Below are 10817 nucleotides of genomic sequence, written 5' to 3'. Positions count from 1 at the left end.
GATCCATTACCCGAGCCGTTGGCCTGCCCGCTCCTCTGGCCATCGTCGAGCTGGTCTACCACCGCTGCGGCGATTGACTTAAAAATCTTCGCCGTATCGCTCTCCGGGTCGCCCACGACCACCGGTACCCCACTGTCACAGGACTGTCGCAGGCTTCGGTCCAGCGGCACCGAGCCCAGCATCGCCAGGCCCGCGCTGCGCGCCAGGGCCTCGGCACCGTCGCTACCGAAAATACGCGTCTCGTGGCCACAGGACGGGCAGCTGTGCAGCGCCATGTTTTCCACCACTCCCAGCACCGGCGTACCGGCCTGCTCAAACATCTTCACTCCCCTGACGACGTCGGCAAGGGCCACGTCCTGCGGCGTGGTGACAACCACGCCACCGTCGAGTTTGATTCCACGGGTAAGCGTCAGCTGCACGTCGCCGGTGCCCGGCGGCAGGTCGAGCACCAGGTAGTCCAGCTCTCCCCAGGCCGATTCTTCTATGAACTGCTTGAGCGCCCGCGTCAGCATCGGGCCGCGCCAGGCCAGGGCGTCGCCCTCGCCCACGAACAAGCCCATCGAAACCAGCTTCACTCCGTGGCGTTCTACCGGCACAAAATGCCCCTGCTCATCACGACCGGTGCGGTCTTCGTCACTAACGCCCATGACCAGGTGCTGGCTGGGCCCATAAATATCGGCGTCCAGCAGGCCTACTCGCTCGCCACGCGCCGCAAGGGCCAGGGCAAGGTTGGCCGCCACCGTCGACTTGCCCACCCCGCCTTTTCCACTCGCGACCGCCAGTACGTGGGCAACCCCGGGTATGCCTTCCGGGCCGTGAGCTTCGGCGGCGCCAGCGCCATGAGAATGCCCGTGGGAGTGCCCCTGCTCGCCACCGTGCTCGTGGCCCTGGGCAGCGGCACCGTCCTGTTGCCCCCGCTCCACCACGAGATCGAGAACAGGCAATCCTTCGATCCCTTCGAGCACCCGCTCAACGTCGGCAACTATGCGCCCGGCGACCTCTTCGTCGCGGGTAACTATAGACAGTCGAACCTGCAGCCGCCGGTCGTCGAGATCTATCTCCTTGACCACGCCGAAGGACACTATATCGCGCGTAAACCCCGGATATTTTATCCCGGCCAGCTTCTCGCGTACGTCATTTGTCGTCATTTTATCGCCCTCTCCCCCTTTCGGGGGGTAGCCGGAGAAACGCAAACGCCCCGGCAACTGCCATTGAAGACCTCCAAGGGCATGGTCAGTGATTCGCCGTCACGGCCTGCGGAGTCAAGCCAGTGCTGTCTGCGCGGCGACTCCGGCATACGTGCCGAGAACAACGGCTATTGGCGCCTTGACGCTTGTCTGAAATCAGGGCTAACGTCGCTGGCAGGAGCAGCCCCCCTTTCGGGGTACACAACTATGCGTTCAGTCATAAATTACAGGTCGTTTTTTCACAGGCCAGCTTTTTGCAAAGCCGCAACTTTTTCTCTGCTGGCAGCGGCCGCACTGCTGCTGCCGGCTGCAATGGCCCACGCCCAGCTCAGTGATGAGCTAACCCTGTGCCGCAACAAGGCCGGTTTTGCCACCACCGAATACATGGTTTCCACGCTCAACGCCCGCCAGGCCTGCAGGCGCGACGTGGTGCGGGGCCAGCTTCCGGCCGAGACCGACTGCCTGGCGGTAGCCGATGAGCCCACCGGCAACGAATCAACCGATAACCGCCTGGTCAGGGCCCGCAAGCTTTTCGGCAAACGAATCGACCGCAGCTGCACCGGCATGAGCTTGCTGGCGCTGGGCTGGCCCGGCTTCTGCACCGGCTTCGACAGCCTTGCCTACACGGCGCTCGACCACCAGCAGTGCATCATCGTTGCCGTGGACCAGTACATAGCCAACATGCTGCGCGTTGAGTACCCCGTTCTCGAGCTCGAGCTCAGCAGGGGACAGAGGGAGTGCCAGGACCTGCTCGCTCACAAAGCGGCCGACATGGTCACCAACGAGTTTCGCTCACGCGAACGCTGCCTTTCGAAGCAGGAGCGCGGCAAAGTGCCGGCCAGCACCGAGTGCAGGGCCGAGGAAGAACTCGATGCCACGGCGACCGGTCACCCAGGCACCGACGAGAACCTGCGCGTGGCGCACAACAAGTTGCTTCGCCAGCTGCCGGGAAACTGCCGGGCCATCGACCTGTCCGAGCTTGGTTTTCCCAACGAGTGCGTAAACCCGCAGGCTCCGGTCTTCTCGCTGGCCGCGCTGGTAGACTGCCTGTTTGATACTCACCACGACCCGGTTTTCCAGGTCATCGACCTCATACACCCCGACACCTCTCCCTGTGGTAACGGGCTCATCGAGATAGGCGAGCGTTGCGACGACGGAGACCGCGCCCACGAGATCGGCGAGTCCTGCCGCAACAACTGCGCTGCCGTACTCTGCGGTGACCCGGACGATTCGCGTGGAGCGGTGAGCGTCATCGACGCCCTGTTCACCCTCAGGGTAGCTGTTGGACTGGATTCCTGCGCGCTCGAAGTCTGCGACGTGGACAGCAACGGCCGGGTATCGGCGACCGATTCGCTGCTGCTTCTGCAAGCGGCCGTGGGACTGGACGTGGAGATTGAATGCCCGCGCCTGAGCATCACCTGCGGCAACGGGACGCTGGACGCACTCGAGCAGTGCGATGACGGCGACACCGAGTGGGACTCGGGCGAGCTTTGCGACCACAGCTGCCAACGCGTGGCCTGCGGCGACCCCAACGACTCCGGCACGGTTACAGCACTCGACTCTTCGTATATACTCAGGTCCTCGGTGGGCCTCGAAAGCTGCGAGCTCGAGGTATGTGACACGGATTCCAGTGGCGCCGTGGCCTCGACCGACGCGCTGATGGTACTCCAGGTCGCGGTCGGATTGCCCGTCACGCTCAACTGCCCTTTCTAAACGGCTCCCCTGTCGCCTCGGGCTGAAAGCCCGGTGCTTGAAAGCACGCGAGTGCGGGCCTAGTTTCGGCGCGGGAGAACCGCCATGGAACTGGGACTACGTGACAAGGTCGTATTGATAACCGGCGCAGCCTCGGGGCTGGGGCGCTGCACGGTCGACTACATGCTCGATGAGGGCGCCCGCGTACTGCTGGCCGACGTCAACGAGCAGGCCCTGGCGACGGCCCTCGAAGAAACCTCGGCACACGAAACACTCGGCGTTGTACTCGACGTTCGCGACTTCGACGCCTGCAAGGCCGCGGCCGCCGACGCAGCATCAACCTGGGGACAGCTCGACGTACTCGTCACCTCGGCCGGGATTGGCGGTGGCATAGACTTCTTCAAGGACGAAACCCCGGAAGACTGGAAAGCACTGATCGACATCAACCTGCTGGGCACGATGAACTGCTGCCGGGCGGCTTCGGAGATTATGGTCGAGCAACAGTCGGGCAACATCGTCGCGCTGGCGTCCGAGGCAGGCAAGGGCAACGAGAAACGCATGGCTGTTTACGGCAGCACCAAGGGCGCTGTCATATCGTTGGTGCGCGGGCTGGCGCTCGAACTCGGACGCTACAACATAAACGTCAACGCGGTGTGCCCCGGGGTGACCGACACACCCATGATCGCCTACCTCGACGAGCAGTCCCGCGCGCGAGCGGCGGGCTTCTACCCGCTGGGCCGCCTGGGACGGCCGCAGGACATAGCCGCGATGATAACCTTTCTTGCCTCCGAGCAGGCCTCCTGGGTAACCGGGCAGGCCATAAGCGTGAGCGGTGGCTTCGGCCGCAGCTGACCGTGCCCGCGAACCCCGTCGACGGGTCGGGCAGGCATGATCATAGAAACATGAGTTCCACGTTGGCCATGCGCAGAACCGCCGCGCTGCTGGTGGCGACCACCCTGCTGGTGATTGGATTGCTTGCCTTCGTGGCCAGGCGGTCATCCGAGCCGGTTGCCAACGAGCCGGTTGCCAACGACGAACTTGCCGAGGCCGCGCTGCCGGTGATTACGAGCCTGCTTCCCCTGGCCTGGCTCGTGGACGAAGCAGGCGGCGACAGGGTGAGCGCGTCGGCCCTGCTGACTGCCGGCGATGACCCCCACGGTTTTACCCCCCGCCCCAGCCACGTGCAGCGCCTGGCCTCCGCCCGACTGCTGGTCATGGTGGGCGGCCTCGACGACTGGGCAAGGCGACTGCTGCCCGACTCTGAAACGGCGCCAGCGTTGCTCGTGCTCGGCGAGCTGCCCGGACTGCCCTCGCCCGCTGGCCACGCCCACCACGAAGGCCACGCCCACCACGAAGGCCAAACAGACCGCGACCCCCACCTGTGGCTCGACCCGCTGCTGGTACGCGACCACGTGTTGCCGGCCCTGGTCGACGCGCTTGTGAGCCTCGATCCTGGTGGTGCCGAGTACTACCAGGCGCGTGGACAGTCACTGGCCCACCAGCTCGGCCAGCTCGACGAGCAGATTCGTGACACCCTCAACGCTGCGCACTGCCGATACTACCTGGCCTGGCACGACGCGTGGCCGTGGTTTGCCGGCCGCTACGACCTCGAGGAACTGGGCATCGTCGAACACTCACCCGGTGCCGGTGCCTCGGCCCGCCAACTGGCCGCGCTGGTCGAATCCGCGCGTCGCCACTCGGTACCGGCTATACTTGTGCAGCCGCGTGTCGGGCGTCGCAACGCCGTCACGCTGGCAAAGGAGTTCTCGGCCACAGTGGTAACAGCTGACCCCCTGGGTGACCCGCGCGATCCGTCGCGCGGCGACTACTTTGCGCTCATGCGCGCGCTGGCCGGAGCTTTTGCGTCGGCCTGTGGAGCACAACAGTGAGCCTGGCCGACAGCCAGCAAGCGGTTGTCGAGCTCATCGATGTCAGCGTTGAGCGGGCCGGCCGCAACGTACTCCAGGACATAAGCCTGTCGGTCACGGCCGGCCAGTTCCTGGGCATCGTGGGCCCGAACGGCGCGGGCAAGACCACCCTGCTCAAAGTATTACTCGGCCTGTGGCCGGTGAGCTCGGGCAGCGTACGCGTGTTCGGAATCGAACCGGGTACCGAAGGGCAGGACCCGCACGCCTTCGGTTACGTTCCCCAGCGTCAATCCATCGACCCACGCTTTCCGGCCACCGTGGCCGACGTGGTCATGATGGGTCGCCTGTGTTGCCTCGGTCCCTTCAAGCGACCGCGCGCTGACGACTGGAAAGAAGTTGCGAGGTCGCTCGACTGGGTGGGGCTGGCCGACCGCCAGCAGCGACCCGTCGGTCAACTCTCGGGAGGCGAACAACGGCGCGTGCTGCTCGCCCAGGCCCTCTGTGCCAGCACCCGACTGCTCGTGCTCGACGAGCCCACGGCCGGCCTTGACCTGCCGGCCGAGCACGAATTCTACGCCCTGCTGCGGCGCCTGCAGGAGCAACTCGGGCTCACCGTGGTGGCGGTGTCGCACGACCTGCTGGCACTGGCCGGTCAGGCCGACCAGCTGGTGTGCATCAACCAGCGCATGCACACGCACGGCAACCCGGCCGACGTGGTGCACAGCCACGCGCTGCGCGAAGCCTACAGCTGCGAGTTCAACTTCCTCGCCGGTGAGTTCGCCTTCCATGATCACGCCACCGGCCCGGAGCACTCCCACACCGACAACGACGGCACAAAGGACTGATGCTCGAATACGCTTTCATGCAGAGAGCCCTCGCGGCGGCGCTGGTGGCGGGCCTGCTCTGCGGCACGCTGGGTTTCTTTGTCGTCCTCAGGCGCCTTGCCTTTATCGGCGTGGGCATCTCCCATTCGGCCATCGCCGGGGTAGCGATAGGGCTGCTCGCGGGCATCGATCCGGTGCTTTCGGCCGCCGTTTTTGCCGTCATCGTGGCGCTCGCGGTGCAGCGTAGCGCCAAGCGCGGAGCCTTGAGCGAAGACACCGTCATAGGCGTGTTCTTCTCGGGCTCAATGGCGCTGGGGCTGCTGTTGTTGAGCTTGAAAGACGGCTACCGCCAGGACCTGTTCGCCTACCTGTTCGGCGACGTGCTCTCCATAAGCGGCAACGAGCTGTTGCTGCTCACCCTTGCCGCGACCGCCATCCTGCTGGTACTGGCGCTGTTCTTTCGGGAGATGCTGCTCATCGCCTTCGACGAGGAGATCGCCCGCGCTTATGGCCGACCCGTCGACCGCCTTGACGCCCTGCTGCTGGTGTTGCTCGCTGTTACGGTGATCGTGGGTGTGAGGCTGGTTGGCATACTGCTCATCGAAGCCCTGCTGGTCATACCGGCGGCGACGGCCGCCCTGTGGACGATAAACTTTCGCTGGCAGCTGGCCCTGGCCGCCAGCCTGGGCTCGGGCACTGCCGTGGCCGGACTGGCGCTTTCCTGGCGCATAGACACCGCCGCGGGCCCGACCATGGTGGTACTGGCGCTGCTGCTGTTCCTCGCCAGCCTCGCCCTGCGACCCCAACGCGCTTGAACCAACAGCTGAATCAACAGCGACCGGCGATCAGCGTTCGCGCATGTAGCTGTTGGCCAGCGCGTCAACGTACTCGTTCCAACGCGAACCGTCGTGGGCGCGAATCCAGCGCAAATTCACATCCGGATGCGCCTGCGCCAAGGCGTAGAGTTCCTTGACCAGCTCGAGGTTGGCTATGGGGCCACCCTTTCGTTTCCATCCGCGGGCCTTCCAACCCGCGGCCCACTCGTTCACCGTCTTCACGCAGATCTGGCTGTCGCTGTAGACCACCACGCTCTCGGCGGCGCCGATTTCGCCGTAGGCGTCTATCAGGGCGGCCAGCTCCATGCGGTTGTTGGTGGTAGCAGGGTCACGGCCCCAGCGCTCCGCCACGATGTTGCCCTGGTCCACCCGCACCCAGCCCCAACCACCCGGGCCAGGATTGCCCTCGCAGCTTCCGTCGGTAAATACCCCGTCGTCGGGACCGCCACTGTGGCGCTCAAGCACCTCGGCCGGGCTGAGCAATTGCTTGTAGCTGCGCGTGTCAGACATGGCGGCGAGTTATACCTTCGCCCGCCAGCGGTTGCACAAGCGGCTGGCCCGGCAGCGGGCAGCGCCTACTGCAGCTGCAGGTCACGGGAGACCAACAGTTGCTCGAGGTCAAGGTACACAAGCGCCGTCGTCCATGGCTTGCCGGGCAGGCGGGCCTTGAGCCTGTAGTCACCGCTGGGCAGAACACGCGCGAACCTGAAGCGCCCCGAAGCGCGGGTCCTTCGCCGGAGTCGACGCCCGTCGCCGAGTGGAACCAGTTTTACACGCGCCCCGGCTACCGGCGCCCCCGCCGACAACACGCGGCCGAGAACCCTGCCGGGCCGGCTGCTGTTGAGTGCCGCGGCTGCGTCGAGGTCAAAGCCGGCACTGCCCGCAGGAGGCAGGCTGTCGCCGAGGTCGGCCACCTGCCCATCCACGTCGACCAGTCTCAGGTAACGCACGAAGCTGAGCCCCAGGTCGGCAATATCAAAACGGTCACCGCCAGCAGAGGGCCCCAGCGGGTCGACTTCTACGCCCGCCCACACCGGCGTCCGGCCGGCCAGCCCCAGTCCAGTGGCCGGGTCGAAATCAAACCGCAGCCAACGCCGCCCGTCGTCGCTGACTTCCACGAAGGCGAACTCGGTGAACACCTGTTCTGCGTTGCCGCCCACGTAGAAAGCGTTTTCGAAGACGACGAGATCGTCGCCCGGCCCGTCAAAAACCAGGTTGTCGCGAAAAGACAGCGTCAGGCTGCCGCCGTTACCCAGCGACACGACGTGGCTCGAACCTTCGAGCGCGCCAGCTCCAACAGGAGGGCCCAGCACAATGGTGGGCAGCTGATCAGCGCCGAAACCCGCGCCGGCGCCCGGCTGAAAACTCCGCACGCGATCGGCCCAGGGGTCGGCGGCGAGGCAAAGCTCGGCCGCGGACAACAACAGCAGGGCCGCCACTGCAACGGCGCAGCAATTCTTTGCCGTGAGGTAAGACATCACCCTACCGCCGGAAGGCACAGCAGCTTGACCTTGTCGCGATCGCGCATGCCGACGTCAACTCCAAGGGCACGGCTGCGAACGCGCGCTCGGCTTTTTTTGAATACGCCCGACGGCCGCAGCCTGAGGTCAACGCGCAGGCCGTCACTGAACGCACAGCTCGACTCGCTCAAGGGTAAGGCAGCCGAAAGACGGGTCGCCAGCTCCGCCAGCTCGGCCGACGCCGGCCTGGCGTCCAGGGTGATAGAGGCCAGGCCGTTGCTGCTGCAGTCGGGCAGGTCGACGTCAACGACATTGGCGCAGATCCCTACGGGAAACAGGCAGGACTGGTTGACCAGTCGGTCGGCGTCGCAGGGGTCACCGTCGCGACAGATAGCGTGCCTGGCCGGGCGTCCCGGCTTGCGCGGTAGCAGCTCCAGCCCGTAGAACTCGACCAGGCAGTTGCGCTCGGGGTGCCCGCGCCCGGCCACCAACGAGTCCACCGGAGTGAACATGTGAAGGGAGCTGTCTTCATCTTCCCCGCTGAAGGTCGATGACAGCATTACAACGCGGCCCGTGAAAGCATCGATGTCGAGACCAGAAGTAAAGGTCAGGCCCGATGCGAAAGAAGAACTGCCGCCACCCGCCGCCAGCCGGACAACGTCGCCGCCGAAAGAGCCCGTTACCAGCAGGCTGCCGTCACGGTCAAAGGCGAGGTCGTAGCTTCCGTGGGCAAAGGTCGGTCCGGACACCGTCTCAACAAAGCTACCGCTGGAATCGTAACGGCTGATCTTCGACTCGAAGCTACCCGTGGATTCGGCCACCAGCAGGCTGCCGTCGCTGTCGAAAGCCAGGCCGGAAGTAAAATCGATGCCCGAGGCTACGAAATCCGTCGCGCCGCTGCTGCTCAGCGCCACCACGCGCCCCGCGCCATTGCCAACGGCGTCGCCAACGTAGACCGCGCCCGCCGGGCCCACGGCCACACCCGAGGCCGAGGGTATCGTACCCGCAGCCACCAGTTCGTTGCCCAGCGCGGTCAGCCCCGAAGCAGTAGAAGCCTGGCCCAGCGCAAACACCGTGTCGCCCGTGACACCGCCGGTCTCGAGGGCGTTGTCGGCCAGGTAGAGAACGTCGGCAGCCGAATCGTAAGCGCAGTGAGAAATCGAATTGAAGCCGCTGGCCAGCACACGCTCGGCTCCCGAGGGAGTGACAAACACCAGCTGCTGCGCGCCAGCAGTGAAACCGGGTCCAACGGCGACAAAAATGCCCCCGGGAGCTGCCGCTACGCAACCCTGGGTGGTGTCGCCCAGCAGCTGGCTATCGTAAATGTAGCCCACCTGTGCGCTGACCTGGGCCGAGGACGGCCCCGCCCCGACCGCAAACCCCACTGCCAGCGCGAAAGACGTCGCCGTCATCACGCCAGCGTTTAAAAATGAACTAACGGCGACCCGCGCCGCCAACGATACCCGCATGTTTCCTCCTGCCGGCCCGCGCCGGACTTGAAGATATATCTGCGAGTCATCCCGGTCTCCTGGCTCGGGGATCGATCTACTCGGCACGCCTTCCCGGGGTGTGAGCCCAGTGGCCGTTGCGCCTTTCGTCCTCCCTTACAGTTGCGGGGCAGCCGAGGATTTTCACCTCGTTCCCGTTGGAAACACCGGCAACGGTGCCTCCAGACGACTCGACGCGCACGCTAGGCACGCGCAGCGCCGGTGTCAAACCATCAACGCCTCAGCCCATCGCTTGGCTGTAAGTCGCGAAGTCGAAATAATCGCGCCAGGCCTTTATCTTGCCATTCTCCATCTCGAAAACCCCCACGCAGGGAAGATCCACCGACTTGTCGCCAGCCACGGTGCGATCGAGGCGTTCCGCGATCACCACGTCTCCCGTGCTGACCAGGTTGAGCAAGTCCCAGGTGGTTTCAGTCCAGGTCGACAAGAAACCCTTGATCAGTTCCCTGACGTTGTCGCGACCCGCTACCGGGCCCATGGGCATGTTGTGATAAACGCCATCATCGGTGAAGTAAGCGACCAGCTCGTCCGCGTCCAGCCGCGACCACGCCTCCACGAAATCCCGGATCACCCGCTCGTTGTCGTGTTGCTTGTCGTCCATCGTGCCTCCCATGTGCCGCCCGCGATACGTAGTGTGTCAGCCCTCGTCGAGCGCATTGCGGGCCAGATCAAAACGACGTTCCGACCAGGGTTCTTCCACGCGCTGCCCGTCGCGAGCCACCCAGGCGCGGTTGTCGTACACCTCCCCGGTCTCGTCGTTGCTCGCGTCGCCGGGGGCGTACTGGATCACCCAGGCCCTGCGCTGGCGGTCGGCGCTATGGTTGCCAACGGTCTTGTGAACCAGCATCGACGAGAATACCAGCAGTTCGCCCGCCTTCGCTTCCAGGGACACGGCCCCGGGTTCATCAGCCCCGCTCTCGTCGATGTCGGAGATAACCCAGTGCACGCCGCGCAGCTCGTGCGCGCGCAGGCCCGTGGCCTGCGAACCGGGCACAACGAGCAGGCCACCGTTCTCAAGATCCGAATCGTCCAGCGCCAGCCAGAAGGTGAGATACTCGGGCAGGCTGCCGCTCTGGTAGCCGTTGTCCTGGTGCCAGTCGATGTGGCTGCCCGCGCCCGGGCTCTTGTTGATGCCCTGGTCCCACCAGCAGCGCAGGTCGGGCCCTACCAGTTGCAGGCCGAGTTCGATGAGCTCGGGATGGTTGATGTAAGAACGCAGCGCGGGACTGCGAAACTGCATCATCGCGCGGTAGGGGTAACGACCGTCGCGGTCATTGCCCAGGGTCTGCGAGTCGGCGGTCACCAGGCGGTCGTACTCGCCGCCTATCTCCGCAAGTTCGCCCTCGCTGAACACGCGGCCAGCGTTCAAAAACCCGTCGCGACCGAAATCGGCCAGTTGCTCGTCGGTGAGTCTCACGGTTGACAGTCAGCCATCATCGCCA

10 protein-coding genes, 1 pseudogene and 1 riboswitch are annotated in these 10817 nt (G+C 65.1%); of the genes and pseudogenes, 5 read left to right on the top strand and 6 right to left on the bottom strand.

Annotation, left to right across the window (positions count from 1 at the left end):
* A partial coding sequence (locus EYQ35_07550) for an MRP family ATP-binding protein (protein ID HIF63989.1) occupies positions 1-1148 on the bottom strand: 1148 nt, incomplete at its 3' end.
* Positions 1149-1394: 246 nt separating this feature from the next.
* Between EYQ35_07550 and EYQ35_07545 the strand changes: the two genes are divergently transcribed.
* The 5 genes from EYQ35_07545 (at position 1395) to EYQ35_07525 (ending at position 6386) form a co-directional block, all read left to right on the top strand.
* Entirely contained in the window at positions 1395-2900 is a 1506-nt protein-coding gene (locus tag EYQ35_07545) for a hypothetical protein (protein ID HIF63988.1), read from the top strand.
* An 84-nt stretch (positions 2901-2984) separates the two neighbouring features.
* Positions 2985-3731: an SDR family oxidoreductase gene (locus tag EYQ35_07540; protein ID HIF63987.1), complete on the top strand. Its 747-nt coding sequence runs from the start codon at positions 2985-2987 to the stop codon at positions 3729-3731.
* A 50-nt stretch (positions 3732-3781) separates the two neighbouring features.
* Complete coding sequence (locus EYQ35_07535) at positions 3782-4768, top strand: zinc ABC transporter substrate-binding protein (protein HIF63986.1); 987 nt, start codon at positions 3782-3784, stop codon at positions 4766-4768.
* Entirely contained in the window at positions 4750-5592 is an 843-nt protein-coding gene (locus EYQ35_07530; GenBank protein HIF63985.1) for an ABC transporter ATP-binding protein, read from the top strand. The genes EYQ35_07535 and EYQ35_07530 overlap by 19 nt, the downstream gene beginning before the upstream one ends.
* Complete coding sequence (locus tag EYQ35_07525; protein ID HIF63984.1) at positions 5592-6386, top strand: metal ABC transporter permease; 795 nt, start codon at positions 5592-5594, stop codon at positions 6384-6386. Before EYQ35_07530 ends, EYQ35_07525 begins: the two co-directional genes overlap by 1 nt.
* Positions 6387-6416: 30 nt before the next feature.
* Here EYQ35_07525 and EYQ35_07520 read toward each other — a convergent pair whose 3' ends face one another.
* The 5 genes and pseudogenes from EYQ35_07520 to EYQ35_07500 form a co-directional block, all read right to left on the bottom strand.
* On the bottom strand, positions 6417-6917 hold the full coding sequence (locus EYQ35_07520; protein HIF63983.1) for a ribonuclease HI: 501 nt from the start codon (positions 6915-6917) through the stop codon (positions 6417-6419).
* A 317-nt stretch (positions 6918-7234) separates the two neighbouring features.
* A pseudogene (locus EYQ35_07515) lies at positions 7235-7780 on the bottom strand (cell surface protein).
* Positions 7781-7884: 104 nt separating this feature from the next.
* A complete protein-coding gene (locus EYQ35_07510; GenBank protein ID HIF63982.1) occupies positions 7885-9336 on the bottom strand; it encodes a hypothetical protein in 1452 nt (483 codons plus the stop codon).
* Positions 9337-9367: 31 nt separating this feature from the next.
* A riboswitch (cobalamin riboswitch) is annotated at positions 9368-9559 on the bottom strand.
* A 36-nt stretch (positions 9560-9595) separates the two neighbouring features.
* Positions 9596-9988, bottom strand: coding sequence for a limonene-1,2-epoxide hydrolase (locus tag EYQ35_07505; GenBank protein ID HIF63981.1), 393 nt, complete (start codon positions 9986-9988; stop codon positions 9596-9598).
* A gap of 24 nt (positions 9989-10012) precedes the next feature.
* Entirely contained in the window at positions 10013-10801 is a 789-nt protein-coding gene (locus EYQ35_07500; protein ID HIF63980.1) for a hypothetical protein, read from the bottom strand.
* Positions 10802-10817: the final 16 nt, after the last annotated feature.

It is taken from the genome of Candidatus Binatota bacterium (assembly GCA_012960245.1).
Lineage (GTDB): Bacteria > Desulfobacterota > Binatia > UBA1149 > UBA1149 > UBA1149.
The sequence above is the reverse complement of the archived record's forward strand: the minus strand, read 5'-3'. Positions and strand labels throughout refer to the sequence as shown.

Excerpts from the sequence above, each read along its gene's own strand:
- EYQ35_07545 (HIF63988.1), top strand. The coding sequence starts at position 1,395 with ATGCGTTCAGTCATAAATTACAGGTCGTTTTTTCACAGGCCAGCTTTT.
- EYQ35_07540 (HIF63987.1), top strand. The coding sequence starts at position 2,985 with ATGGAACTGGGACTACGTGACAAGGTCGTATTGATAACCGGCGCAGCC.
- EYQ35_07535 (HIF63986.1), top strand. The coding sequence starts at position 3,782 with ATGAGTTCCACGTTGGCCATGCGCAGAACCGCCGCGCTGCTGGTGGCG.
- EYQ35_07525 (HIF63984.1), top strand. The coding sequence starts at position 5,592 with ATGCTCGAATACGCTTTCATGCAGAGAGCCCTCGCGGCGGCGCTGGTG.
- EYQ35_07520 (HIF63983.1), bottom strand. The coding sequence starts at position 6,917 with ATGTCTGACACGCGCAGCTACAAGCAATTGCTCAGCCCGGCCGAGGTG.
- EYQ35_07510 (HIF63982.1), bottom strand. The coding sequence starts at position 9,336 with ATGCGGGTATCGTTGGCGGCGCGGGTCGCCGTTAGTTCATTTTTAAAC.
- EYQ35_07505 (HIF63981.1), bottom strand. The coding sequence starts at position 9,988 with ATGGGAGGCACGATGGACGACAAGCAACACGACAACGAGCGGGTGATC.